Origin of the sequence: Mesorhizobium sp. PUT5, assembly GCF_052216645.1 — a bacterium.
In the GTDB taxonomy this organism is placed as follows: Bacteria; Pseudomonadota; Alphaproteobacteria; order Rhizobiales; family Rhizobiaceae; genus Mesorhizobium.
Genome location: NZ_JBQOSO010000005.1, coordinates 1 through 24,972, shown reverse-complemented (window position 1 = coordinate 24,972; position 24,972 = coordinate 1). Strand labels below are relative to the sequence as shown.

23 protein-coding genes are annotated in these 24,972 nt (G+C 61.0%); 17 read left to right on the top strand and 6 right to left on the bottom strand.

Features of this window, described 5'->3' with window-relative positions; genetic code table 11:
• The 13 genes from ACTDI4_RS23105 to ACTDI4_RS23045 form a co-directional block, all read left to right on the top strand.
• A partial coding sequence (locus ACTDI4_RS23105; protein ID WP_442843539.1) for an enoyl-CoA hydratase/isomerase family protein occupies positions 1-851 on the top strand: 851 nt, incomplete at its 5' end.
• A 30-nt stretch (positions 852-881) separates the two neighbouring features.
• The gene (locus ACTDI4_RS23100; protein WP_442843538.1) at positions 882-1,940 is read left to right on the top strand and encodes an extracellular solute-binding protein; all 1,059 of its coding nucleotides are present in this window, start codon (positions 882-884) and stop codon (positions 1,938-1,940) included.
• 29 nt (positions 1,941-1,969) lie between these two features.
• A complete protein-coding gene (locus ACTDI4_RS23095; RefSeq protein WP_442843537.1) occupies positions 1,970-2,845 on the top strand; it encodes an ABC transporter permease in 876 nt (291 codons plus the stop codon).
• 43 nt (positions 2,846-2,888) lie between these two features.
• Complete coding sequence (locus tag ACTDI4_RS23090; RefSeq protein ID WP_442843536.1) at positions 2,889-3,659, top strand: ABC transporter permease; 771 nt, start codon at positions 2,889-2,891, stop codon at positions 3,657-3,659.
• Between the two features lie 27 nt (positions 3,660-3,686).
• Positions 3,687-4,772, top strand: coding sequence for an ABC transporter ATP-binding protein (locus ACTDI4_RS23085; protein ID WP_442843540.1), 1,086 nt, complete (start codon positions 3,687-3,689; stop codon positions 4,770-4,772).
• Between the two features lie 22 nt (positions 4,773-4,794).
• Positions 4,795-5,784 carry an MDR family oxidoreductase gene (locus ACTDI4_RS23080; RefSeq protein WP_442843535.1) on the top strand — a complete coding sequence of 330 codons (990 nt, stop codon included), beginning with the start codon at positions 4,795-4,797 and terminating at the stop codon, positions 5,782-5,784.
• A gap of 214 nt (positions 5,785-5,998) precedes the next feature.
• A complete protein-coding gene (locus ACTDI4_RS23075) occupies positions 5,999-6,598 on the top strand; it encodes a recombinase family protein (protein WP_442843534.1) in 600 nt (199 codons plus the stop codon).
• Positions 6,599-6,701: 103 nt separating this feature from the next.
• Positions 6,702-6,911 carry a ribbon-helix-helix protein, CopG family gene (locus ACTDI4_RS23070; protein WP_442843533.1) on the top strand — a complete coding sequence of 70 codons (210 nt, stop codon included), beginning with the start codon at positions 6,702-6,704 and terminating at the stop codon, positions 6,909-6,911.
• Positions 6,912-7,105: 194 nt separating this feature from the next.
• Positions 7,106-7,816, top strand: a complete 711-nt coding sequence (locus tag ACTDI4_RS23065) for a helix-turn-helix domain-containing protein (protein WP_442843532.1) — start codon at positions 7,106-7,108, stop codon at positions 7,814-7,816.
• Positions 7,817-8,056: 240 nt separating this feature from the next.
• Positions 8,057-8,680, top strand: a complete 624-nt coding sequence (locus ACTDI4_RS23060; protein WP_442843531.1) for a nucleotide-binding protein — start codon at positions 8,057-8,059, stop codon at positions 8,678-8,680.
• A 70-nt stretch (positions 8,681-8,750) separates the two neighbouring features.
• Positions 8,751-9,029: a ribbon-helix-helix domain-containing protein gene (locus ACTDI4_RS23055; RefSeq protein WP_442843530.1), complete on the top strand. Its 279-nt coding sequence runs from the start codon at positions 8,751-8,753 to the stop codon at positions 9,027-9,029.
• 172 nt (positions 9,030-9,201) lie between these two features.
• Positions 9,202-9,498: a type II toxin-antitoxin system RelE/ParE family toxin gene (locus ACTDI4_RS23050; RefSeq protein WP_442843529.1), complete on the top strand. Its 297-nt coding sequence runs from the start codon at positions 9,202-9,204 to the stop codon at positions 9,496-9,498.
• 1 nt (position 9,499) lies between these two features.
• Positions 9,500-9,787, top strand: coding sequence for an addiction module antidote protein (locus ACTDI4_RS23045; RefSeq protein WP_442843528.1), 288 nt, complete (start codon positions 9,500-9,502; stop codon positions 9,785-9,787).
• A 140-nt stretch (positions 9,788-9,927) separates the two neighbouring features.
• Here the strand turns inward: ACTDI4_RS23045 and ACTDI4_RS23040 are convergent, their stop codons facing one another.
• The 3 genes from ACTDI4_RS23040 to ACTDI4_RS23030 are packed head-to-tail and all read right to left on the bottom strand — an operon-like array spanning position 9,928 to position 12,686.
• The gene (locus ACTDI4_RS23040; RefSeq protein ID WP_442843527.1) at positions 9,928-11,592 is read right to left on the bottom strand and encodes a type IV secretory system conjugative DNA transfer family protein; all 1,665 of its coding nucleotides are present in this window, start codon (positions 11,590-11,592) and stop codon (positions 9,928-9,930) included.
• Positions 11,589-11,894, bottom strand: a complete 306-nt coding sequence (locus ACTDI4_RS23035; protein WP_442843526.1) for a mobilization protein — start codon at positions 11,892-11,894, stop codon at positions 11,589-11,591. The genes ACTDI4_RS23040 and ACTDI4_RS23035 overlap by 4 nt, the downstream gene beginning before the upstream one ends.
• A 15-nt stretch (positions 11,895-11,909) precedes the next feature.
• A complete protein-coding gene (locus ACTDI4_RS23030) occupies positions 11,910-12,686 on the bottom strand; it encodes an NYN domain-containing protein (RefSeq protein ID WP_442843525.1) in 777 nt (258 codons plus the stop codon).
• A gap of 279 nt (positions 12,687-12,965) precedes the next feature.
• Between ACTDI4_RS23030 and traA the strand changes: the two genes are divergently transcribed.
• Together traA and ACTDI4_RS23020 are read left to right on the top strand one after the other, a co-directional pair.
• Positions 12,966-16,565 carry a Ti-type conjugative transfer relaxase TraA gene (gene traA, locus ACTDI4_RS23025; protein ID WP_442843524.1) on the top strand — a complete coding sequence of 1,200 codons (3,600 nt, stop codon included), beginning with the start codon at positions 12,966-12,968 and terminating at the stop codon, positions 16,563-16,565.
• A gap of 11 nt (positions 16,566-16,576) precedes the next feature.
• The gene (locus ACTDI4_RS23020) at positions 16,577-17,326 is read left to right on the top strand and encodes a DUF6118 family protein (RefSeq protein ID WP_442843523.1); all 750 of its coding nucleotides are present in this window, start codon (positions 16,577-16,579) and stop codon (positions 17,324-17,326) included.
• Between the two features lie 361 nt (positions 17,327-17,687).
• On the opposite strand, the gene purU is transcribed toward ACTDI4_RS23020, so the two are convergent.
• Together purU and ACTDI4_RS23010 are read right to left on the bottom strand one after the other, a co-directional pair.
• Positions 17,688-18,572 carry a formyltetrahydrofolate deformylase gene (purU, locus tag ACTDI4_RS23015; RefSeq protein WP_442843522.1) on the bottom strand — a complete coding sequence of 295 codons (885 nt, stop codon included), beginning with the start codon at positions 18,570-18,572 and terminating at the stop codon, positions 17,688-17,690.
• A 64-nt stretch (positions 18,573-18,636) separates the two neighbouring features.
• Positions 18,637-21,084 (bottom strand): GcvT family protein, encoded by a 2,448-nt coding sequence (locus ACTDI4_RS23010; protein WP_442843521.1) that lies wholly within the window; start codon positions 21,082-21,084, stop codon positions 18,637-18,639.
• A gap of 214 nt (positions 21,085-21,298) precedes the next feature.
• Between ACTDI4_RS23010 and ACTDI4_RS23005 the strand changes: the two genes are divergently transcribed.
• Complete coding sequence (locus tag ACTDI4_RS23005) at positions 21,299-21,853, top strand: helix-turn-helix domain-containing protein (protein ID WP_442843520.1); 555 nt, start codon at positions 21,299-21,301, stop codon at positions 21,851-21,853.
• 196 nt (positions 21,854-22,049) lie between these two features.
• Here the strand turns inward: ACTDI4_RS23005 and ACTDI4_RS23000 are convergent, their stop codons facing one another.
• Positions 22,050-22,793 (bottom strand): FadR/GntR family transcriptional regulator, encoded by a 744-nt coding sequence (locus tag ACTDI4_RS23000; protein ID WP_442843519.1) that lies wholly within the window; start codon positions 22,791-22,793, stop codon positions 22,050-22,052.
• 128 nt (positions 22,794-22,921) lie between these two features.
• Between ACTDI4_RS23000 and ACTDI4_RS22995 the strand changes: the two genes are divergently transcribed.
• Positions 22,922-24,972, top strand: a 2,051-nt coding sequence (locus ACTDI4_RS22995; protein WP_442843518.1) for an acetate--CoA ligase family protein, incomplete at its 3' end; no start/stop codon positions are given.

Below are 24,972 nucleotides of genomic sequence, written 5' to 3'. Positions count from 1 at the left end.
CGATTGCCTCGCCATACGCACGGGAGCGTGAAATGACATCCGATTACGAGACCATCCAGACCTCAATCGAGAACGGTGTCGGCCGCATCATCCTGAACCGTCCGAAAATGCTGAACGCCATCAATGGGCTCCTGATGCGAGAAACGACTGCAGCTCTGCACGGTATGGAAGCTGACCGCGCGGTGAAGGTCATCGTGCTGTCGGGGGAGGGGCGTTCCTTCTCGGCAGGCTTCGACCTCAAGGAGTCGGCGGAAAAGAACTACATAACTGCGACCGACTGGCGCCCCGTCCTCGAGGCAGATTTCCAGTTTATCATGCAGTTCTGGGAATGCCGCAAGCCAACGATTTCGGCTGTTCATGGCCATTGCTTGGCGGGTGGGCTGGAGCTTGCGCTCGCCTGCGACATCACGATTGCATCCGAGGACGCTATCTTTGGAGAGCCGGAGGTGAAATTCGGCTCGGGCATCGTTGCGCTTATTCTGCCATGGATCGTCGGACCCAAGCATTCTAAGGACATGCTCCTGACGGGAAATGACAAGATACCGGCCGGTCGCGCCGCCGAGATCGGGCTCGTCACGGAAGTGGTGCCGGCCGGCCAGCACGTGGCTCGTGCCATCGAGAAGGCAACGGAGATCGCCAAGGCGGCTCCGCTGTCCGTGGAGCTTACCAAGCGCGCCATCAACCGCAGTTTCGATATTCGTGGCATGAGATCGTCCCTTCTCGCTGCGCTCGATACGGATGTTATCATTGAAGCGTCGGGAGGACCGGAGCGCAGCGAATTCAATCGCATAAGGAAAGAGAAAGGCCTGAAGGAAGCGATCGCCTGGCGTGATGCTCGCTATGCGAAGTGACCCTCAACAAGGATAGAAAGGGGAATCCTGATGACTAATATGATTAGCGGAAAATTCAATGTGACCCGCCGCGGCCTGATGCTGTCCGCCGGTGCAATGCTTGCCGCGCCGGCACTAATGCGGGCGCATTACAGCCATGCCCAGACCGGGCTGACCTGCGTTAGCTGGGGTGGCGCGTATCAGGACATGTTCCAGAGAGTATTTACCGACCCCTTCGGTAAGGAAACCGGCATTCAGGTGAATCTCGTCAGCGGACCCGACCTTGCCAAGGCGAAGGGACAAGTCCAGTCGGGACAGATCGAGTGGGATATCATGGATGCGACGGCGGCCATGGCAACTGCCGGCGAGGCCGAGGGTCTGTGGGAGCCTTTGCCCGGAGATATCGTTGACGTCGACGACGTCGTTCTTCCGTTGCGCGAATCGTCCGCGCCATTCCTCATGTTCGGCGGTGTCATCGGCTATGCGCCGGGCCGTGCCGGCGATGTCTATCCCCGGACTTTTAAGGACTTCTTCGATGTCGAGAAAGTTCCCGGTCGCCGCGCACTGAGGACGCGCATCAGCGAGACGCTCGAACTGGCGCTGGTTGCCGACGGCGTGGATCCCCAGAGCCTCTATCCGCTGGACGTCGAGCGCGGTTTTGCGATGCTGGAACGTATCAAGCCGCATGTCACGAAGTGGATCGAGCAGACGCCGCAGACCATCAGCCTGGTACAGAACAACGAGGTCGATTTTTCCTACACCTATAACGGCCGCGTCGAGAGCGCGCGCAAGGACAACATCGACATCGCCTTCTCGCTGGAGCAGAACCTGATCCTGAACCAGTATCTTGCGGTTCTAAAGGGAACAAGTAAGGCCGAGCAGGCGATCAGGTTCGTGGCGTTCTGCATGTCGCCGGAGCGTCAGGCCGACTGGGCGAACTCGTACTATTCGATCCCGGCACGCAAGTCGGCGCTGCCCTTGGTCAATCCCGAGGTGGCCAGCCGCCTGCCGGATTTGAACAACCCGGCGAACGTCATCATGGATGACACGTGGTGGGCGCAGAACTACGTCGAACTCGATCGCCGTTTCAAGGAATGGCTGGCAACTTGAACTGAAGCCACTGAGCAGGCTAAATGACCATGTCGCAGATCGCCCTCGGCAACCTGCGGGAAAGTGGCATCGGCGCGAGAATCAAACGAGTGGCCGAAGGGCCGCTCGTTATCCCGCTCGTCGTCTTTCTCTGCCTCGTTCTCGTTCCACCTTTCGTCTTTGTCTTCTCGACCAGCTTCGGGGAGGTCGGCTGGACGATTGATCATTACCAGAAGATATTTACGCAGCCCCTCTTTCAAAGGGTGTTCATTAACACCCTCGAGATCGGGGGATCGACAGCGGCGCTTTCGATCGTTCTCGGCTATTTCGTCGCCCTGCACCTGTCGCGCTGTAACTCGCGCAAGCGGGCGATCTACCTGATTCTGGTGATGCTCCCGTTCTGGACGAGCATCCTCGTCAAGAGCTTCGCCTTCACGGTGATCCTGGGAACAAGCGGAGTCGTAAACGGACTGATCGAAGCTGTAGCCGGACCGGACTACAAGCTTTCAATGATTTTCAACAGGGCCGGCGTGGTTATCGGCCTGACCCACTGGCTTCTGCCGTTCGCAGTCCTTCCCATCCTCGGCAACCTGCTCGCCCAGGACAGGAACCTGCCGATTGCGGCCGAGATTATGGGCGCAAGCAGGCTGCGCATATTCTGGACGATCGTATTCCCCCAGACCCTCCCTGCCATCGGCGCAGGTGCGATCATGGTCGCCGTCATTGCGATGGGCAGCTTCGTCACGCCGGCTTTGCTAGGTGGCCGTCGCGATCTCATGCTGGCAAACATGGTCGATTTCTACATCCGCGAGGTTCTCGATTGGCCGATGGCATCGGCGATCGCAATGACGCTGATCCTCATCGCCAGCGCTGTGGCACTGCTCATCCAGCTGATGCGGATGGCCGTGCGGGCGTTCAGACGGTGACCTTTTCAAAGCCCATGTCCGCGAGGCGGCAATGAAACTCTCAGTGACCGACATCATGGCGTTCTTCGTCTATCTTTTCCTCATCGCTCCCACCATCGTTGTCGTGCCGATGTCGTTCGGTCAGGGGAGCGAACTGGTCTTCCCGCCCAGAGAGTGGGGCCTGGGACTTTATCGGCAGATGCTGGACCCGGCGACCGGCTGGTTGTCGGCGGGCTGGAACAGCTTGCAGATTGCCCTGGCCGCCGCGCTGCTGTCGATCGTCTTGGGCGTGCCCGCTGCCTATGCGCTTGCTAGGGCCCGTATCCCCGGCATGGGCGCCCTGCGATTTTCCGCCATCAGCCCGATCTTCATTCCGACGATCGTCTTGGCTCTCGGCCTCTATTTCTATTTCATCGCCATGGGCATCAACGGCTCGAAGCTCGGCCTGATACTGGCGCATACGCTGCTCATCACGCCGTTCGTGATCCTTACGGTCGGTGCGTCCCTCAACCAGCTCGACAGGAATGTTGAGGTCGCCGCCAGCGTATGCGGCGCCGGGCCGTTCCGGGTGTTCGTCCAGATCGTTATACCCAGCCTGCGCCCCGCAATCCTGATCGGCGGCCTCTTCGCGTTCCTGTTGTCGTTCGACGAGGTCGTCGTCGCCTGGTTCATCGGCAGAAGCGCCGACCCGACGCTGCCGGTGAAGATGTACAGTTCGATACAGTGGGAGGTTTCGCCTGTGCTGGCAGCGATCTCCACCGTTCTGGTAATCGCAGCCTCGATCGTCTGCATCATTGCAGCGGCTATCCAGCCGCCAACGAGCAACGACCATTGACCGGCGGCAAGGAGAGGAACGTTGCCCGTGATTAAACTACAACTGTCAGGCGTCTCGAAGAGCTATGGGGGGCTGGAAGTGCTTTCCCCCACCGACATGGAGGTCAAGGAAGGGGAATTCGTCACGCTGCTCGGACCGAGCGGCTCGGGGAAGACCACGCTTCTCAAGATGATCGCCGGGATCACGGACGTCACCCAGGGACGTATCCTGATCGGCGGATCGGATGTCACGCATGTGCCCGCCCGGCATCGCGACCTGGCGATGGTGTTCCAGAACTATGCGCTCGTCGGGCACATGTCCGTGTTCGAGAACGTCGCCTTTCCGCTGAAGGTGCGTCGCCTCCCTTCGGCGGAAATCAGGCGAAAGGTCACGGCTGCTCTGGCGACGGTCAGGCTCGAGCAGTTTGCAGGCCGCAAGCCAGCCGAGTTATCCGGCGGCCAGCAACAGCGCGTGGCAATTGCGCGGGCGCTGGTCTACGATCCCTCACTGGTCCTGATGGACGAGCCATTGGGGGCGCTGGACAAGCGGCTCCGCGATCAGCTTCAAGAAGAGATATCGCAGCTTCATCGCAAGCTCGGGATAACGGTGGTCTACGTCACCCACGACCAGCAGGAAGCGATGTCGTTGTCCGACCGCATCGTGCTGATGAACCATGGTAGGATCGAGCAGGTGGCGGCTCCCGAGGAACTGTATCGCCGGCCCGACACCGAGTTCGCCGCCGAATTTCTCGGAGATTCCAACTTTCTTTCCGGCAAAGCGGCGGGAACCGGACAGTCGCAATCCATCTGTTTGTCAAGTGGCGAGGACGTCCGCGCTCCGCAGGAATGTGTGCTGAGCAGCGGCGCGGCTGTCAAGGTCATGGTTCGGCCGGAAAAGATTGTGCTGCGTCCCCTCGGAACCTGCGCGTCTGAGGATTTGAACATCGTGCCCGCGACGGTCGTCGAACGCGTCTTTCTTGGCGGGATGACCCGGTTGATCCTAGAGCTGGCGGACGGCACGCCTGTCAGGGCCGTCAGTTCCGACGACATGACGGTGGCTGAAATCGCGTCAGGGACAAGGATCAATATGGGTTGGCATCCAAAGGACGCCATCATCTTCAAATCAGCAAGCTGAATGATTTTGGGAATGTTATGATATGACTTTCAGGGCAATATTGATCGAGAAATCGGAAGCCGGGGTTACCTCTGGCGTTGCCGATATCGAAGAAGGCAAGCTTCCCGAGGGAGATGTCTTGGTCGATGTCGAATATTCGACAATCAATTACAAGGACGGTCTGGTCCTCCAGGGCAAAGGCAATCTGGTAAAAAACTATCCCCATATTCCGGGCGTGGATTTCGCCGGCACCGTGCGGCACAGTGACAATCCGAACTTCAAGGTCGGCGACAGGGTGGTCAACACCGGCTGGCGCGTCGGGGAACTCCACTGGGGAGGCCTTGCACAGAAAGCTCGCGTGAAAGGCGATTGGCTGCTCACTCTCCCTGATGCCATCTCGACACGGGACGCCATGGTCGTGGGTACGGCGGGCCTGACCGCCATGCTCGCCGTAATGGAACTCGAAAGCCAGGGCCTCAAGCCGGAAAACGGGCCGGTCATCGTGACCGGCGCCACCGGCGGGGTCGGGACCTTCGCCACGAGAATCCTAGCCGATCTGGGCTATGAGGTGCATGCTCTTTCAGGCAAGCCGGAAATGGCTAGCTATCTCAAGGAACTCGGGGCAGCACAGGTCATCCCGCGCGAGACAATGGCGGAAGCGGGCAAGCGACCGCTCGAGGAGGCGCGCTGGGCAGGGTGCGTCGACGCCGTCGGCGGGGTTGTGCTCTCCCGTATCCTGGCGCAGATGGGATATGGAGGCGTCGTTGCGGCGATCGGACTCGCAGGCGGTGCCGCAATAAATGCCACTGTGGTGCCCTTTCTGCTTCGCGCGGTCAAACTGATAGGGATCGATAGCGTCATGTGTCCTGCCGATCGCCGCCGGGAAGCATGGCGGCGTCTGGCGCAGAGCGGCACTGCGACAAAGGTCGCCGCCGGCGTCGAGGAAATCGACCTCGAAGCGGTCGCTGAAATCGGTAACCGGATTCTCGACGGCGAGATCGCCGGGCGCGTGGTCGTCAATGTGACCGGCTAGAGTTTCTGTGCTCAAGCGGATTATAGCGCAGAAAAGCAAGCTTTCCAGCCCGGCTCTAATCAGGTGTCGCGAAAATCCTAAAACCTGCGACACATTTGGCGAGGTTTCAGGTTTCCTTGCTGCACAAGGGCTTCGGCGGCCGTTTCTGTGTCGCATGTCTTAGTCGCAAGTGATAGAGCACTCGCGACATGATTTGCGACAGAGGAACTTATATATGAGCGGACCACCAGAATCGGGCACGGCTGGCCCACTCATAGGCTATGCCCGCGTCTCCACCCAGGGCCAGGACCTCGACCAGCAGCGCACGGCGTTGGGCGCAGCGGGTTGCGTCCGTCTCTTCGAGGAAAAGGCGTCCGGAGTGAAGCGCGACCGGACCGAGTTGGCGCGTATGCTCGACCATCTGCGCGCTGGGGACGTGGTGACGATCACCAGGTTAGACCGCCTCGCCCGATCGACCGGCGACCTTCTCAATATCGCGGAGCGGATCAAGGAGGCCGGCGCTGGCCTGCGCTCGCTGGCCGAGCCATGGGCCGATACTACGACGCCGGCCGGCCGCATGGTGTTGACCGTGTTCGCCGGCATCGCGGATTTCGAGCGGGCCTTGATCGTGGAACGCACCAGCGCCGGCCGTATCGCGGCTAAGGCGCGAGGCGTGCGGTTCGGTCCGTCCCCTGCCCTTTCGGCCGAACAGATCGCCCACGCGCGTCAGCTCATTGAGCAGGACGGCAAACCGGTGACAGAGGTTGCCCGGCTCTTGAAGGTGCATCGCGCCACGCTCTATCGGGCGCTTGAGTCGGCCTCAAACCGCGTCTGAAGACCTGGCCGATTTCACGGTAGAACATCGGGTTTGCTCGATATTTCAGGGTGTTAACGGCAAGGGGTTGCAGAATCGCGCAAATATCTCCTTACTGCTAAGCATGAAGCGTGACACGGAAAAGATTCGCAAGGATGTAGCCGCCCATCGGGCGCGGCAGATCGCGGCCGGCCGTATCGCGCTAACTACGTATGTTCCGACCGATCTTTTAGAGCAGATCGACAAGATCAAGGAACATCGTGGCGTAGCAGGTCGCGCGCCGATCATCGAAGAGGCTTTGAGGTTTTATATCGAGAACGCACCGAGGGCATAAAATGAAAAACCCCTAGCCGTTAGCAGCGGCAAGGGGTTTTCGGATTTCGGAAGCGACCATGTTGGGACCGCCTAGACAGCCCCCAACATAGTCGAGCCGAGCCAACCTCGCAAGAGTGAGTCTTGCAAGGACCGGCGAAGCTATGTCCGCCGTCCACAGGACATGCCCTCCCATGGACGGAGGACGAAAAGACCATGTTTGAATCTTTAGAGGCGGTGCTCGCAGGAGCGCCAGCCGAACGGGAACGCACACCCGTTCGAAGGAATTCCCGTGCGGCCGGAAGGTGCGAGGGCGTATTTTGGCGGCGCACCGATCGCCAGGAAGTACGCAGGATCGTGCTCGCAGCACGGCGCTATGAGCTGGCCAGCAAAGAGCATGGTGCCCGCAACGGACCCTTGGGTGGCGTGGCGATCGAGCTGCTGGAGTTGTTCGCCAATCTGGTGGATTTCCGAACCGGCAGGCTTGATCCGTCCATAGAAACGCTCATGCGTCATCTTCGCCGGTCGCGTGACGCCATAGTGCGGGCGCTGAAGGCTTTGCGGTCGCATGGCTTCCTCGATTGGCTGCGGCGTTACGTGCCGACCGGCAATGAGGGACGCGGCCCCCAGGTGCAGCAGACCAGCAATGCCTATCGCCTGTCGCTCCCTGCCCGCGCCCGTCAATTCCTTGGCCGCTTCGGCATCAACCCTCCCCTACCCGATGACCATGTACAGGCCGAGGCCGAGCGCGCGGCCGAGATGGAGGCGCACAAAGCGAGCCTGCCCATGGACGAGCTGGCCTTGTTTGAGGTGGGCGATAATCCGCTAGGACAAGCCCTTGCCCATCTTGGAAGATCATTGAAGTTACGTGAGTCCGCCAAACGGACTGAATCCCAATCTAGTTTTATAAAAGATAGAGAAGAATAAGCGGACGCCGCTGCTCGGGCTGCTAACGCAGCCCTGCGGCGGTTACGGCCCGCGTAAAGTGCGGGCCGGCAACGGGACCCACACAGTTCAAATTGCATCGCTCACACTTGCAATAGCCTCCGCATGGCTTTTGAGTAAGGCAGGCGGTGACTCATCGCATGATAATTGCTGTATTGCTGGCAATTCGGCAAGGTTGCAATGTGCGTTGCCTGCAAACAAGTTTGCTGCTATGCCAGCAACATGAAAATTATCGCCATTGTCAGCCAAAAAGGCGGAGCGGGCAAAACTACGCTCGCACTGCATATCGCTACGGCCGCCGGAACGGCCGGACTTTCGAGCGCTATTATCGATCTTGATCCCCAGGCAAGCGCGGCAGGATGGAGCGACAGCCGACAGGGAGAGGCCCCTGTAGTCGTTGCCTTGCCCCATACCCGCCTGCCACAAGGTTTGCAGGCCGCCACGGACGGTGGGGCCGAGCTGGTCGTGATCGATACCGCTCCCCACTCGGAAGCTGCCGCGATGGCTGCAACCCGCGCAGCAGACCTTGTATTGATCCCCTGCCGCGCCGGGATTCTCGACTTGCGCGCAATCAGCAGCACCGCCGAGCTGGTGAAGCTCGCTCAAAAGCCGGCCTATGTCGTCCTCAACGCCATGCCGCCGCGCGCAACACAGCTCTTGGCGGATGCTCGTGCGGCTGTTGAGGTTCACGGACTCGAAGTTGCTCCTATGGCATTGCAACAGCGAGCCGCCTTTGGTCATGCCCTCACGGTCGGTAAAACAGCGCCGGAATATGAACCGGGTGGGAAGGCAAGTGAGGAAGTCTCGGAACTCCTGGCTTGGATTAGAGGTATTTTGCCACTTTGATGGCAAGATGCATTGCCAGCAAAATGGCAAAATGCTATTGCTGGCATAATGGCAATAGACGAGTTAACCCATGTCAAAAAGACCAAGCCTAGCAGAGAGCATGAAGGCCGTAGGCGGCCCAGCTCCCCATGTTTCTTCGCCCGCCATCCAGCAGATTGCCCCAGCCGTGGAGCGATCGGAGGGAAAACCATACTTTGCCGCTACGCGAGCAGGTATGAAACGGCTCACGGTCGTTGTAGAGCCGGAAAATCATCGGCGCGTAAAACGGCTTTCAGCCGATACAGATCGCTCGATAGAAGACCTTATGCGGGAAGCCTTGGCGGACCTTTTAAGCAAGCATGATGCCTAATTGCTGGCAAACCTAGTTGCTGCATTGCTGGCATTGAGTTTGTGGCCCGCCCGCTGCCAACCCTACAGCCCTATTGAGAGAGCGGGCCGGCAGCGGGCTATCGCTGTACAAATTGCTGTATTGCCAGCAAATTGGTTTTGACACTTGACGCGGTGTCGTTTAGAAACTACATATGATCGAGCTAAAGCAGACTGAGACATTCCGCAAATGGCGGACGCAGCTCAAAGACATCCGCGCCAGGGCAATCATCGCGTCACGGCTCGACCGGCTTTCGCAAGGCAACGCCGGCGATGTGGAGCCGGTCGGGGAAGGGGTCAGTGAATTGCGTATCCACTATGGCCCCGGCTATCGGGTCTATTTTCAGAAGCAGGGGAACACAATCGTCGTGCTGCTCTGCGGTGGTGACAAGAGCACCCAGGCTAAGGACATCAAAGCGGCGAAACACTTGGCCGAGACATGGAGCGAGTGAGATGGGCGAAAAGCTGACGACATATGATCCGGCCGAGGATTTGGTTTCCGACGAGGCCATGGGCGTCTTTATGGAAGAAGCGTTCAAGACCGAGGACGCAGCTTATATTGCGCACGCCCTTGGTGTGGTCGCTCGTGCTAAGGGGATGACGCAGATCGCGAAGGATACGGGTCTTTCGCGGGAACAGCTTTACCGTTCATTCAGCGAGAACGGTAATCCGACCCTAAAAACGACGATCGCGGTCATGAAATCGCTTGGGATCGAGCTGACCGCAAAGGCTCATGCCTAAACGTTGCTGCCTTGCCTACATTTTTCTTTGCTGGCAAAGCAGCAATGATAGTCATCTGCGCTCTTGACGGAGCCGTGACCGGCCCAGAGGCGAACGCGCGCCCATGGTGTGCTGTAGAGAGCCGGAGGGTTTCGAGGCTGCTAACCAGCGTCGAACAGCCCTTTAAACTCACCATCGTCATAATAGCGTAGCTTGCCGGCGATGATGGGCCGTTGCCCGGCCAGGAACAAGAGTTCGGTATGGGCCGGCATGTTGCGGACCTCATCAGGGGTGAGCAGGGCGCGGGCCGTGTGTTGCTCGCCGTACGAGATCCCCGACTTTTCGGCATCGAGGGCGCGGCTCATGGTCTGGAACACCACGGTTTCCTGCCCGAGCAGATCGGAGACAAGGCGGGCGCTGTCGTGATCGTTGACGCCGAAGACCTGTAGGACGCCGGCGTTTGACAGGAAGGTGCCGGCGCGCTGGCCGTAGGTGGCGCGGAGCTGGTGAACATCTTGCAGGATCGGCCAGAGCTGGACGCCGTAGCCTGCCATGAGGCCCATTGCGCGTTCTACCGGGGCCAGATGGCCGAGCGCGGCGAATTCATCCAGCAGATAGAGGACCGGCACGGCTGGTTTGGCGGGATCGCGGGCCATGTCGGTGAGACTATGCGCGACGAGCAGGCGCAGCCAGCGCGAATAGGTCGAAAGCCGATCGGGCGGCAGGACGAGGAAGACGGAGGCGTTGCGGCGCTTGAGATCGGCAAAGCGGAAATCGGATCGGCCGAGGATGGCGACCATGCGCGGGCTGTCGAGGAAATGGGTATGGCGCTGCGCGGCTGAGAGGACGCCGGCCGCCTCACGGTCGGATTTGCCGAGGTGGCGGTTCGCGGCGCGGGCAACCAGGCCGGCCGCTTCAGGGGATGCCTGCATGTCCTTCAGGAGCGCGGCGAACGCTTCCGGGGAGAGTGTGAGATAGTCGCGCAGGGTGGCGAGGTTTCGGCGCTCGCGTGGCTCCTGGGCGACGATATGGAGGATCAGGCCGCCAATCAGCGCCTTGGCTTCCTCGTTCCAATGGGCCTCGCCGGCCATGCCCGGTTCATCGAACACGAGCGCGTCGGCCAGGGTGCTTGCATCTTCCGCGACATCGAGGCCTGCCTGGTTGAGCTGGTCGAGCGGATTGAAGGCGGCCGAGGGCAGGCCGGTGACGCCGAAGGGATCGAGCACATGAACCGGCCCAAACTTTTCACGGGCGCGGCCGGCGATCTTGGCATTTTCACCTTTGGGGTCGATGCAGATCACGGAGCGGTCGGCGGTGAGCAGATTCGGGATGATGGTTCCCACGCCCTTGCCGGTTCTGGTCGGTGCCATCGTCAGCAGATGGGCCGGGCCGTCATAGCGCAGGAGCTTCCCGGTCTTGCCGTCGCGGCCGATCAGCAGGCCGGAATCGGCGCGGGTTAGGGGAGCCACTTCCTTATTCGTGGCGAAGCGGGCCGAGCCGTGGGTTTCGCCTTCCATGTCCCCGAAATGGATAATCAGCGGATTGGTGACGACGCGGAAGACGATCGCGGCCAGCACTAGCAGCGTGACGAGATCGAGCGCAATGAATGGAATCGTGCCGGGACCATAGCCGAGATCGTTGAGCGCAAACCGGCCACCCATACCAACGACGAAAAGCGCAGCAATGAGAATGAACAGAAGGCGGAGCAGCGTTTGCCAGATGCGGAACGGCAGAGTGATCAGGGAGACAAAAGCCCACACAGGATCATGCGCGGCGGCGCGCAGCATGTTCTTGAAAGCGCCCCATGCGAGCGTTGCCCGGTTCACGGTGTTGCCTCGCCGGTACTCCCTGCCGTTTGTCCGGCCGATGGCGTGCCGAGCAGATCGGCAAAGAGTTCCTTGTCGCCGTCGCGCGTCAGGAAGTCGGGCAGTTCACGCCTGAGCCATTCGCCTAAGCGTCGGGAAAATTCCTCATCCTTGCCATTCTCAAGGCGATGGAGGACGAGCGCACCGAGCAGCACCTTACGGCGGGTATCGTTGGCACGCTCCTGCTTTCCCAACCGGGCCTTGAGCGTAGCCCTTTGCGCGTCCAGTTGAGCCAGCCTTTGTTCAATCGTCTTGCGCGCCATTGTGTCGTTTCCCTCCTATTTCGCGGGGCGGGCGGTAGGTTCACCCTTGAGGCGAACCATGATGATTTTCGGGTTGTCGCCAATCCGCTCGACCTCGACAATGCCGGAAGCCTCGACCAGATCGGAGAGGCGAGGAAAGCCATAGTTGCGAGCATCAAAGTCCGGAGACTGTTTCGCCAGGTGCGCGCCGACGCGAGCGAGATTGGCGCGGCCATCTTCTTCGGCCGAGGCGGTTACAGCCTTTGCCAGCATGTCGAGGGCGGCGCGATCGAGAGCCGCTTTCGCCGGAGCAGGTTTGGCGGCTGCTGTCTTGGGCGCTGCCACGGCCTCCACTTCCTTCTGTTCACCAGCCGCATTGAGCACATCGAAATAAACGAACTTGTCGCAAGCCGTGATGAAGGGGCGAGGCGTCTTCCGCTCCCCGAAACCATAGACGACGACGCCTTGCTCCCGGATGCGGGCGGCGAGGCGGGCGAAATCGCTATCGCTTGAGACGATGCAGAAGCCAGAGAAACGGCCGGTATAGAGCAGGTCCATAGCGTCGATAATCATCGCACCATCGGTGGCGTTCTTGCCGGTCGTATAGGCGAATTGTTGGACCGGCTGAATCGAGTGTTCGAGCAGGCACTCTTTCCAACCGTTAAGATTGGGCTTTGTCCAGTCGCCATAGATACGTTTCACGCTGGCGGTTCCATAGTTGGCGATTTCCGCAAGCAGGCCGGCGACGATCTTGGGTGAAGCATTGTCGCCGTCGATCAGGAGCGCAAGCGTCTGATTATTGTCGATAGCCATATTCCTCGCGTCCCTCCATTTTCAGCTCAAACTATACGAAGACACACGCCACTCAAGCATTCCAGCCTTAATATCTTCCGCGAGCTTGAAAATTCCCTGCTCTGTCTGCATAATTCGGTCTTACATTTCGAGCACAGATGTTGCCGCGAGCACCACACCGAACGGCGAGAGAGCGTAGCGATTGAGTTAGAAGGGCGCACTTACGAGTTGCTATGCAACTCAGCGCGCCGCCAGCTTGGAGACTGGCGGGAAAGGCGGAAACGGGATCGAGGCAACGGGTTGGCGATCTACCATTTCAGCATGAAGCCAGTTTCGCGGGCGAAGGGCCGTAGCGCCGTCGCCTCAATGGCTTATCGTGCCGGGGAGAAGCTGACCAACGAGCGCGACGGGATTACGCACGACTACACGGCAAAGCAAGGCGTTGAACATGCCGAGATCGTCTTGCCGAAAGGCGTGAACGCCGATTGGGCGCGGGATCGGTCAGACTTGTGGAACGCCGCCGAGTTTGCCGAGAAGCGGAAAGACGCCCGCGTGGCGCGAGAGTTCGAGGTTGCCTTGCCGCATGAGCTTTCGGCCGAGCAGCGACTAGAGGCGGCGCGGGAGATGGCGCAGGAGCTGGCCGACCGCTACGGCGCGGCCGTGGACTTCGCCATTCATGCGCCGCACGAGGCGAGCGACGTTCGCAATCACCATGCCCATATTCTTATGACCACGCGGCAGGTGACGGAGGAAGGCTTAGGCGAAAAGACCTACCTTGAGCGCGAAAACAAATGGCTGCTGGCGCACGATCTGCCGACGACCGACATGCAGCTTCGCGACCTTCGCCAGAGGTGGGAGGGGATCGCCAACGAGCGGCTTGCAATGGCCGGGCTTGATATTCGGATCGACCATCGTTCGCACATGGAGCGCGGGCTAGAGATTTCGCCAACCGAGCATATGGGCGTCCATGCCTCGCAGATGGAACGGCGCGGCCTCGACGTGTCGCGGTCGCGGCTGGACGAGGATGCGGCCCGGCGCAATGCCGAGCTGATCCGGGAGAAGCCCGAGCAGGTTCTTACCCTCATCACCGGCGAAAAGAGCGTGTTCGACCGCCACGACGTTGCGCGGGCGTTGCATCGCTACATCAACGACGACCCGCTGGAGTTCCAGAGCGCCTTTGCGAAGGTCATGGCCTCGCCGGCGCTGGTGGAGTTGCAGGCCGAGCGGGCGGACCCGGCAACGGGCGAGATCGAGCTTGCGCGCTATTCGACCCGCGAAATGGTCGAGATCGAATCCGGCATGATCGAGAGCGCGCAGCGGATGCACGGCGCGCACAGCCACGGGCTGGGCGATCGTCATGGCGTCGATCGCCGGCATGTCGAGCGCGCCATAGAGCGGCAGGACGCCGCCATTCAGCGCAGCGCCGGCGACATGACGGCGCGGCTTTCGGACGAGCAGCGGGCGGCGATCGAGCATATCACCGGCCCGGAGCGGATCGCGGCTGTTGTCGGTTATGCCGGCGCTGGCAAGTCCACCATGCTCGCGGCGGCGCGCGAGGCATGGGAGGCCGAGGGCTATCAGGTCCACGGCGCGGCCCTGTCGGGCAAGGCGGCCGAGGGCTTGGAGGAATCCTCCGGCATCCAGAGCCGCACACTGGCGTCATGGTCCCGCGGTTGGGACAACCCACATAGTGGGGACCGCTATGCACTCGGCCGCGGCGACGTGTTCGTGATCGACGAGGCCGGCATGGTCGGGAGCCGCCAGCTCGCCAGCTTCGTCAACGAGGCCGAGGCGCGCGGGGCGAAGATCGTCCTTGTAGGCGACCATGAGCAGTTGCAGGCGATCGGGGCCGGCGCACCGTTCCGGGCGATCACCGAGGAAATCGGCCATGCCGAGCTTTCCGAGATACGCCGGCAGCGCGTGGACTGGCAGCGGGAGGCTTCCGTCGCCTTCGCCACGCATCGGACGGCCGAGGGGCTGGCGGCCTATCGGGATCGCGGCAATATCAGCTTTGCCGAAACCGGCGAGGACGCGCGCGGCCAGATCGTGCGCGATTATCTTGCCGATCGTGACGAGCGGCCGGAGGGAACCCGCGTAGCGATGGCGCATCGCCGGGCCGATGTTCGCGCCATCAATGACGCGATCCGGGCCGAGCTACAGGACCGGGGCGAGCTGGCGCAGGGCGAGGACGCCGGCGCGCTGACCTTCCAGACCAATGACGGAAAGCGGGAGTTCGCGCCGGGCGACCGCATCGTGTTCTTGGAGAACAACCGCGACCTTGGTGTGAAAAACGGGATGCTAGGCACCGTCGAGCATGTCGAGGCCGGCCGTATCGTCGCGCAGCTCGACGGCCGGGGCGGGGATAGCGTCAGCGTCCCGATGGGAGATTATCAGGCGATTGACCACGGCTATGCGACGACGATTCACAAAAATCAGGGGGCGACGGTCGATCGGTCCTATGTGATGGCGTCGGGCACGATGGACCGGCATCTAACCTATGTCGCCATGACCCGGCATCGTGACGGGGTGCAGCTCTACGCGGCACAGGACGAGTTCACCAATGCCGGCCGGCTGGTCGAGCATGGGGCCGCGCCCTTCGAGCATGACCCGCAGAAGTCCGGCAGCTATTTCGTGACGCTGGAAAACGACAAGGGCGAGCAGCGCACCCTATGGGGTGTCGATCTTGAGCGCGCCATGAAGGAGGCCGCGCCGGAGATCGGGGAGAAGATCGGCCTACAGCATGAGGGTTCCACCCCCGTCACCTTGCCCGATGGGACGCAGGCGCACCGGAACACATGGAAGGTTCAGGACGCCGGCGAGCTGGCCTATAGCCAGCTAGAACGCCGCCTGTCGCGGTCGGGCGTGAAGGAAACGACGCTCGACTATACCCGCGACTTTGCCGAGCGCGCCGGGCTACGTGCGGAACGGGAGTTGACGGCCGAGCGGCACCCCGCCGAGCGGGAGCGCATCGAGGACCGCGCGCCGAGATCCTCGCAAAAAGTCCGTGCAGATCTCGGGCAGGATCTTCGTGCAGATCCGCGCGAGGATCTCGCCGGCGATCGACAGCAGCGCCAACGGCCGTTCGAGGGCCTGAAACTTGGGCGCGGCGCGGCGGCCGAGGGGCCGCAGCAGGACCGCGCCGGCGAGGACGGCCCGCAGATCGACCAGAAACGGCCACAGCAGGCCGAGAAGCAGCGACGCGGTATGTTCGCCGGCCTCAAGCTCAATGCGCGTCCTGCCCCCTCACAGGAGCGCGGCGAGCGGCCGGAAAGGGAAGGGAGCTTGCGGCAGGCGCCGGCGCCCGACCGGCTGGCCGAGCGGGCGCGGGGGCAGTCGCCGCTTGAGCAGGCCGTTGACCGCTATTCGCGGGCCTATCAGTCGATCGACCAGCACCGGCGCGAGGGCCTGCCGGTTCTCGACATGCAGCGGCAGGAAATGCGCGATGCCGGCCAGCAGCTCGACCAGGTGCGCGACGGCATGAAAGATTTGATGCGCTCGACGCTGCAAAACGACCCGTCGACGGCGCGCGCCATGACCGAGCTTTCCGGCCGCGAGCGTGTCGCGCATGTTATCGACGGGATGAAGCGCGAAAACGCCGCGCTGCAAGACCCCAATGTCAGGGCCGAGCGGTTCGTTGAACGCTGGCAGGAGCTACAGGGTCAGCGCCGGGAGCTTCGCGGCTGGCAGCACGACGACGCCCGCGCCAAGGTCGAAAGCCAGATGAGCGGCCTGACCAAGAGCCTTGAGCGTGACCCGCAGGTAGATTCCATCCTGCGCAATCGTCGTCAGGAACTTGGAATCGGGCAGGAGCTTCGCCGGGGGCAGAGCATCGCCCACCAGCTACAAGAGGAAATGACACGCGGCCACCGGCTTAGCCGGGGCATCGGCATGGAAAGGTAGGCACGGAGAATATGGCGGAGCTGGACGACGACAGGGAAGGAATCGAGCCGGAAGCACTGGACGAGGACGCCGGCGACCCGGCCGCCGCGTTCGATGCGCTCCGGCGCACGATCGAGACGCAGGGCGCGCAGATCGGCGCGGAAATGACCGTGATGCGGCGCGGGCTGGAAGCTGCTTTCGACCAGCTCGAAAAGATCGAGCCGGCGCAGGATTACAAGCCCCAGCTCGCCCAGCTCGTGCAGGCGCTCGACAATGTTGCGGAGCGGCTGCACGGCGTAGAGCAATCGCCTATTCTCCGGCAGGGCGCGCAGCACTATGCGGCGCTCCTCGAGCGCAGCGGCGAGGCCCTGATACGCACCGCCGCGCAGCAGCTCGAGCGGCAGGCGTCCGACCTCGAGCGCGCCGGCCGGAATCTTTCCGCCTATGTCGCCAGCGCGCGGGAGCGCAGCCGGCAAAATTGGTGGCTTGTCGCCGCTTTCGCTATCGGCCTGCTCGCCGGCGCGCTCGTGATGCTGTTCCTTCCGCGCCTGTTGCCGTTCTCGGCCGCGCCGCGTGTCGCCAGCGTCGTTATGGGCGAAAGGCCGTGGCAGGCTGGTATGAGCCTCATGGCGTTTGGTAGCCCGGAAGCATGGCAGCGCGTGGCCTCGGCCGACCAGCTCCTTGAAGCGAACAGGGAGGCGGTAGCGGCTTGTTGGGAGGCCGCGCGCGCGGCCGGCGAGGATCAGCGTTGCAGCATCACCGTGCCAGCGCCGGCGCAGTAGTGTAGAGTTGTCGCGGGTTTCGGGAAAATTGCGACAGTTCATCGCCAAAAGGATTGACCTTTCCGCATCGCCTCGCGCCTGCTGTGATACTAAGATCGCAAAGCTGCTCATTGTTCATTTCACAGAGATCGCGGCACTGATGCCACCGATCCAGCCAGATGCGGAAGATCATCACGAGCATACGGGCGAGCCACGACATGCCCGTTCCATCCCTGTTTTCGAGCTCGCAGCGTCATGGCGATAACGCCGGTCACAACGCAGGCCGGCCGGCCCTGCTCATGCCGTTGGCGAAAGCGTTTCCTTAAAGAGGACGCCCATCGCAACGCCGAGTCGAAGCTATCTGAATTGCATATTTTGACGATCAGCCCATGCGCTCGGATGCGAAAGATCCCGGCGACGCAGGAAACACCACCGTCTTGTCGCCATTCAAAAAGACTCTGCGATGGATGTGCGCGTGGATGGCACGGGCCAACACCTGGCTTTCCACGTCACGCCCCAGACTCACATAGTCTTCCGGACTCTGTGCATGGGTGATGCGTGCAATCTCCTGCTCGATGATCGGTCCTTCATCGAGCTCGTCAGTGACATAATGCGAGGTCGCTCCGATCAGTTTTACGCCTCTTTCAAACGCTTGCTTGTAGGGATTGGCCCCCTTGAACGAAGGCAGAAACGAATGGTGGATGTTGATGATCCGTCCCGACATCCTGCTGCACATCGCGTCGGACAATACCTGCATGTACCGGGCAAGGACGATCAGTTCGGCGCCGGTTTCCTCCACGATGCGCATTTGCTGCTCCTCGGCCACCGATTTGTCCTCTCGCGAAACCGGGATGTAGTGAAAGGGAATGTCGTGGTTGACGACGACCTTCTGGTAGTCGAGATGGTTCGAGATCACCGCCACGATGTCGATCGGTAACGCGCCGATCTGCCATCGATAAAGCAGGTCGTTGAGGCAGTGCCCGAAGCGTGAAACCATGATCACGATCTTCATCCGCTGCGCCTCGTCGTGCATCGTCCAGAACATATCGAACGGGTCCGCCACGGCGGAGAACCCTTGAGACAATTCCGCAAGTTCAACGCCCTGCTCCGAAACAAAGCTCACACGCATGAAGAACCTGCCCGTGTGGAAATCGTCGAACTGGGCGCTGTCGGTGATGTTGCAGCCTTTCTGGGCCAGATAGGTGGCGACGGCCGCGACGATCCCACGAGTGCTCGCACATGTGACGGTCAGGCAATATTTGGTCATTCTCGATCCTCCCGTGAGGCGGGCGATAAGGCTTTGGCTGAGGCCATCGGAAGTGTCGCCGCGATCAAGCCTTCGTCCGCTCGGCCTTTGGATCGTATATCGGGCGAAGCGACGCCTCCGCCGGAAACCGCTGGCCGGCGATCTCGATCTCGTAGCTCGACGCGAGCATCTCGGCCTCGCTTTCGCCTGCACATGGCACATAACCCAGACCGACCGCGCCGCCGAGGGAATGCCCGTAATTCCCCGAGGTGATGTAGGATACGATCTTGCCGTCGCGCATGATCGCCTCGTTGTGGAACAATAGCGGCTCCGGGTCGCGCAGCCGGAACTGCACGAGCCTGCGCTGCAATCCTTCCTCCCGTTTCCGAAGCACGGCGTCGCGGCCGATGAAGTCACCCTTGGCGGTCTTCACGGCAAAGCCGAGGCCGGCTTCCAGCACATGGTCTTCGTCGGTGATGTCGTGGCCGAAATGCCGGAACGCCTTCTCGATGCGACAGGAATCCAGTGCATGCAGGCCGCAAAGCTTGAGGTCGGAACCAGCGCCGGCCTCCTCGATCGCCTCAAAAACGTGAGCGGCCTGGTCGGACGGGACGTAGATCTCCCAGCCCAGTTCGCCGACATAGGTGACGCGGTGGGCGCGGGCCAGACCCATGCCGATCTCGATTTCCTGCGCCGTGCCGAAGGGGAAAGCCTCGTTGGAGAAGTCGTTCGGGCTGGCGCGGGTGATGACCTCGCGCGCCTTCGGCCCCATGAGCACCAGAACCGCTTCGGAAGCTGTGACATCGGTAATGACGACGAATTCCTCCGGCAGAAGTTGTCGACGCAGCCAGGCAAGGTCGCGCTGCAGAGTTGCGCCCGGCACGACGGCGAAGAAAGCCGTCTCGGACAGGCGCGTGACGGTCAGGTCGCTTTCAATGCCGCCGCGTCGATTGAGCATCTGCGTATAGACGATGCGGCCCGGCGCGACGTCCATCTGGTTGGCGCAGACCCGCTGCAGGAAGGCAAGCGCGTCCCGGCCCTCGATGCGGATCTTGCCGAAAGAGGTCATGTCGAACAGGCCGACCCCGTTGCGCACGGCCAGATGTTCCTGGCGCTGATTGTCGAACCAGTTCTGCCGCTTCCAGCTATAGCGATATTCGCGCTCCTGACCTTCCTTCGCAAACCAGTTGGCGCGCTCCCAGCCGGCGACCTCGCCGAAGACCGCGCCGCGAGCCTTCAGATGTTCGTGCAGCGGCGAGCGACGGACGCCGCGTGAGGTTTCCACTTGGCGGAAAGGAAAATGGTCTGCATAGAGCAGGCCCAGCGTCTCGGTTACACGCTCCTTCAGGTAGCGCCTATTCTTCTGGAAGGGCTGAGCACGGCGGATATCGACCTCCCACAGGTCGAAAGGCGGCTCGCCGTCATTCATCCACTGGGCCAGCGCGAAGCCAGCGCCGCCCGACGACACGATACCGATCGAGTTATAGCCGGCAGCGATCCAGTAGCCCTTCAATTCCGGCGCTTCGCCGAGATAATATCGATCGTCCGGGGTGAAGCTTTCGGGACCGTTGAAGAATGTGTGAATGCCGGCTGTCTCCAGCACCGGCATCCGATTGATCGCCTTTGCGAGGATCGGCTCGAAATGGTCGAAATCCTCCGGCAGCTGGTCGAAGCAGAAATCCTCCGGAATGCCACCCATGCCCCATGGCTTCGCCTTCGGTTCGAAGGCGCCGAGCATCATCTTGCCGGCGTCCTCCTTGTAGTAGGCGCATTCGTCCGGTACGCGCAGCACCGGAAGCCGCTCCAGGTTCTCGATTGCCTCGGTGACGATATAGAAGTGTTCGCAGGCATGAAGCGGCAAGGTGACGCCCGAACGGGCGGCGAAGTCGCGACCCCACATGCCGCCGCAGTTGACGACGAGATCGGTGGCAATCATGCCCCGTTCCTCGCCCTGCGCCCAACTGACGCCGGTGACCCGGTCGTTGTGCTGGCGCACATCGGTCACCTTGACGTTCTCGACGATCCTGGCTCCGAGCTGGCGCGCGCCCTTGGCGAGCGCCATGGCGATGTTCGCCGGATCGCATTGGCCATCGCCGGGAAGATGCACGGCCCCGACAACGTCGTCGATGTTAAGGTGCGGATAAAGCTGTCCGACCTCGCCGGGCGCGATCTCGTGGACCTCGATGCCGAAGATGCGGGCGAGCGTCGCCTGTCGATAAATCTCCTCCTTGCGCTCCTCGGTGAGGGCCACGGTGATCGAGCCGTTCCGGCGCATTCCCGTGGCGATCCCCGTCTCTTCTTCAAGTCTGAGGTAAAGATCGGCGGAGTATTTGGCCAACCGCGTCATGTTTTGCGAGGCGCGCAACTGCCCGACCAGCCCGGCGGCGTGCCAGGTCGTGCCTGAGGTAAGTTGCTTTCGGTCCAGCAGGACGATGTCCTTCCACCCAAGCCTGGCAAGATGATAGGCGACCGAACAGCCGGAAATGCCGCCTCCTACGATCACGACGCGAGCAGACGTGGGCAGGACTGTCATGACGGCACCTTTCGCAACGGCAATCAGACGAGCGATGACATGGAATGAAATTTATATTTACATATCTGGCAATTATGAAAATTTCAATAATAATTTCATTTATGCGTTCTTTTCCCTGTTAGTTCGCGTCGGTTTATGTCGGCATTGGTTTCCAAGCCTCTGGCATTGAGGTCAGGATAGACACGGGCTTGAGACCGTTCTTGAGGATTCGTTGATGAGCAGGCAGATCGGTGACGACATCCGGGCGCTCAGGAAAGCGCGCGGCACTACGCTGAAGGAGATGGCTGCCCGGCTCGGTCGCTCTGTCGGCTGGCTCAGCCAGCTCGAACGGGGCCAGACGACGCCTTCGGTAAAGGATATGGGGCTTATCGCGGAGCAGCTGGGGGTCAATATAAGCCTCTTTTTCCGGTCCGCATCGCGCAATCCGCAAGAGCACGGATTGGTGCTGCGTGCCGCCGACCGCGTACCGATAGGCTCGAACGAAAGCGGTTTGACCGAGGAACTTCTGTCTCCCACCCTCGGCGGCGCATTCGAGATGATCAAGTCCACTTTTGCGCCGCGATCCGACAGCGGCGGGTTAAAGCGCGCTCGCCCGAGTTGGGAGGGCGGCGTGCTCATCGGCGGCCGGCTCACGCTGACGATAGGAGACCTCACAGTAGACCTCGGCCCAGGGGACAGCTTTCAATTCAGCGGCGCCGACTATGCCTGGAGCAATTCCGGCGACGAGCCGGCCGTCGTCATATGGGTAGTGTCTCCGCCGATCTACTGATCGTCGTCCGCCCCATTTGATGGAGTCTTCGGGGAAACCGGGCCGGCGCCAGCAAGCGAAGCGTTTCTCGGCTATGTCAAGAACATTGAAGGCATCGGAACGGTCGCGCCTGTAGTATCTCGGCTGACCTTGCTTTCAGATTGACAGGAACGGCGCACCGAACCGCTACGGCTAGTCGTCGCGCTTCGAGCTGGGGTCAATCTTTCTGCTGCTCATCGCGCCATTTTTTCGCTGACGTATGCGATTGCCGAAGATATTCAACCTCCTCGACGAGGCAACCTGCCGCGCCGGAGGAATCACCGCTCTCTATGTGATTGACCAGCCGCTCGTGAAGGCGCGCGATGTTTGACTTCTCGCGGAACCGGAACAGCATCAGGTTTGCTATCGGTTCGAGACCGCCAATGACGCCACTGACCGTTGCTGAGATGACCGGGTTTTGGGTGCAGCGCGCAATGATGCTGTGGAACTTCACGTCGGACGCGCAAAAATCGATGTCGCTCACATCGTCGAGCAGTTGGAACGCGACCTCCGCCCGGAGCGCCTTGATGTCCTCGCTGGGCCGGTTCGCAGCCGCGAGGGGAATGCACATCAAGCCGAGTTGCAGACGGCATTCGAGCAACTGGTGGAAAGTCAGTTCGTTCATGCTGGCGGCGACCGTCAGCGAGGTAGTCAGGTCTTCCTGGATATTATTCCAAGTTGGAACCTTGACGAAGTTACCGCCTGCGGCCCCGCGGCGCGCCTCGATAAGATTTTGGGCGGCAAGCCGTTTGAGCCCTTCCCGTATCGTGTGGCGAGACACATTGAAAAGCGCCGCAAGCTCGTCTTCCGTGGGTAGCCGCTCCGCCGTCTTAAGATCGCCGCTGAGAATGCGTTCCTTGATCTGTTGGGCAATGACCTTGGGGGCCGTATCTATGTGAATAGGCGTGAATTTTGTCGACATGACTATCTCCAGACACCCCTAATCCGACATGTTCGGTCAACCGTCAAGCCTAATGTTAAAAGGTTGAACATTTGAACTTGCAACAAAAAACAAATCGTGTAACCGTTCGGACACGTTGGAGGAGAAACGTGGAAAACGAACATCAAGATCTGTCTAGGTTGTTAAGTCCGCGCTCGATCGCGATCGTCGGGGCATCACCCAAGGAAGGCGGGTTCTCGCGAAATCTTGTGAATGCGATGCAAACCCTCGGCTTCGAGGGAGATATCTTTCTAGTCAATCCGCGCTACGACGCGATCGCCGGCGCGCCGTGCTATCCTGAGATCGCTTCGCTGCCCACGCTCCCCGACAGCGTCCTCTACGCGGTGGGCGATCAACGCTTGGTGCCGGCGCTTGAAGAGGCTGCCGCGGCCGGCGTGAAGGGTGGCGTTATATTCGGTCGCGCCCATGGTGCGAATGCCGACGACATCTCGATCCAGGATGCGATCAAGGCGATCGGCCGTTCGGCATCGATGTCGATCTGCGGCGCGAACTGCATGGGCTTCATAAATCTGCTGGATCGTACCCAGGTTACCGGCATGCCGTTTTCGGCGCTTGCCCGCCCGAGCGGCGTGTCACTTGTTTCCCACAGCGGTTCAACATGGTCCGGTCTCGTCGGCAACAGACGCCAGATCGGCTTCGACTATGCGATCTCAGCCGGGCAGGAACTCGTCACAAATGTCAGCGATTATCTAGACTACATTCTCGATCAACCCACGACGAGAGCGGTCGTCTGCGTGTTGGAGACGCTGAGAGATCCGACCGGCTTCTTGGAAGCCTTATCCAAAGCAGACCGACGGAACGTTCCGGTCATAGTGCTAAAGCTGGGGCGCAGCGAAATCGGACAGCAATTTGCCATCTCGCACAGTGGCGCGATTTCCGGGTCAGCGGCAGTGTACGACGCGATTCTCAGAAAGCACAACGTCATCCAGGTTCGGACCCTCGACGAGCTTCTGGACACGGTCGAACTGTTCGCCCGGTCTCCGGCACCCCCGAAGCCGACTCTGGCTCTAGGGACGGATTCAGGCGGCGAACGACAGCTCATTGTCGATATCGCCGCTGATATCGGCCTCGAATTTCCTGCTCTTGGGTCCGAAACGCTCGAGCATGTGCAGGGTCTTCTCGATCCAGGCATGGAGGCTGCAAACCCGCTCGACTATTGGGGTGATGGTGCCGACGTGATGGCTCCGGCGCTGACCGCCATGGGGCGTGATGATAGGGTCGGTATGGTCGTGATGGCTGCTAACATGCCGGGCGGTCGAAACTTCTTGTATCAGTGCATCGACGCCATAACTCAGGTGAAGGAGGCGATTGAGAAGCCTGTGGCCCTGATGGGTAACATCTCGTCCACCATGGACCCCGATGGCATCGCGAATGTCCGGGAGGCGGGCATTCCCGTTCTCATGGGAACCGAATCAGGCCTGAAGGCGATTCAACACTTCCTGCGCTATACGCAGCGAAAGCCCTACAGGCTCGAGGACAAGCCGACTCCGGCCGAAGTGTCCTCGGCGGGCCAGTCGGTCGTTACCGGCGACGGAGCAGGACCGATGTCGAGCACAGACGGTTTCAAGCTGCTTGAGCTGCACGGGATTCCCTGCACGCCCTATGCTAAGGTCGAGTCGCTTGCTGACATCGAGGAATTCGCTGCGTCGAACGGCTATCCCGTTGTTTTAAAGATCGACGACCCGGATATTCCGCACAAATCAGATTTGGGTGGCGTCGTCGTCGGTCTTGCCGGAATCGATGATGCCAATGCCGCCTTCAGGAATCTGAGGGAACGCTATCCCGACGCGCCGGTCATCGTGCAGAAGCAGGTCAGCGGTTACGAATTGATACTCGGCATGACGACCGATCCCGATTTCGGCCCAGTCGTCACGCTCGGGCTCGGCGGCATCTATGCCGAGGTTTTCAAGGACGTCGTTCTTCTTCCGCTGCCATTCGACGAGGCGGAGGTGAAGGAGGCATTGCGGACCTTGAAGTCCTATCCGATCCTTGCCGGCGCGCGCGGGCGGCGGCCGGCTAACATCGACATGATCGCAGCCGCAGTCGTATCGTTCGGCCGTCTGTGCGTCCAAGTCACCGGCGCTATCTCTGAAATAGAAATCAACCCGCTGATTGCAGGAACAGTCCGGGTGTTCGCCGT

Excerpts from the sequence above, each read along its gene's own strand:
- ACTDI4_RS23100 (WP_442843538.1), top strand. The coding sequence starts at position 882 with ATGACTAATATGATTAGCGGAAAATTCAATGTGACCCGCCGCGGCCTG.
- ACTDI4_RS23095 (WP_442843537.1), top strand. The coding sequence starts at position 1,970 with ATGTCGCAGATCGCCCTCGGCAACCTGCGGGAAAGTGGCATCGGCGCG.
- ACTDI4_RS23080 (WP_442843535.1), top strand. The coding sequence starts at position 4,795 with ATGACTTTCAGGGCAATATTGATCGAGAAATCGGAAGCCGGGGTTACC.
- ACTDI4_RS23075 (WP_442843534.1), top strand. The coding sequence starts at position 5,999 with ATGAGCGGACCACCAGAATCGGGCACGGCTGGCCCACTCATAGGCTAT.
- ACTDI4_RS23070 (WP_442843533.1), top strand. The coding sequence starts at position 6,702 with ATGAAGCGTGACACGGAAAAGATTCGCAAGGATGTAGCCGCCCATCGG.
- ACTDI4_RS23065 (WP_442843532.1), top strand. The coding sequence starts at position 7,106 with ATGTTTGAATCTTTAGAGGCGGTGCTCGCAGGAGCGCCAGCCGAACGG.
- ACTDI4_RS23060 (WP_442843531.1), top strand. The coding sequence starts at position 8,057 with ATGAAAATTATCGCCATTGTCAGCCAAAAAGGCGGAGCGGGCAAAACT.
- ACTDI4_RS23055 (WP_442843530.1), top strand. The coding sequence starts at position 8,751 with ATGTCAAAAAGACCAAGCCTAGCAGAGAGCATGAAGGCCGTAGGCGGC.
- ACTDI4_RS23050 (WP_442843529.1), top strand. The coding sequence starts at position 9,202 with ATGATCGAGCTAAAGCAGACTGAGACATTCCGCAAATGGCGGACGCAG.
- ACTDI4_RS23045 (WP_442843528.1), top strand. The coding sequence starts at position 9,500 with ATGGGCGAAAAGCTGACGACATATGATCCGGCCGAGGATTTGGTTTCC.
- ACTDI4_RS23035 (WP_442843526.1), bottom strand. The coding sequence starts at position 11,894 with ATGGCGCGCAAGACGATTGAACAAAGGCTGGCTCAACTGGACGCGCAA.
- ACTDI4_RS23030 (WP_442843525.1), bottom strand. The coding sequence starts at position 12,686 with ATGGCTATCGACAATAATCAGACGCTTGCGCTCCTGATCGACGGCGAC.
- ACTDI4_RS23020 (WP_442843523.1), top strand. The coding sequence starts at position 16,577 with ATGGCGGAGCTGGACGACGACAGGGAAGGAATCGAGCCGGAAGCACTG.
- purU (WP_442843522.1), bottom strand. The coding sequence starts at position 18,572 with ATGACCAAATATTGCCTGACCGTCACATGTGCGAGCACTCGTGGGATC.
- ACTDI4_RS23010 (WP_442843521.1), bottom strand. The coding sequence starts at position 21,084 with ATGACAGTCCTGCCCACGTCTGCTCGCGTCGTGATCGTAGGAGGCGGC.
- ACTDI4_RS23005 (WP_442843520.1), top strand. The coding sequence starts at position 21,299 with ATGAGCAGGCAGATCGGTGACGACATCCGGGCGCTCAGGAAAGCGCGC.
- ACTDI4_RS23000 (WP_442843519.1), bottom strand. The coding sequence starts at position 22,793 with ATGTCGACAAAATTCACGCCTATTCACATAGATACGGCCCCCAAGGTC.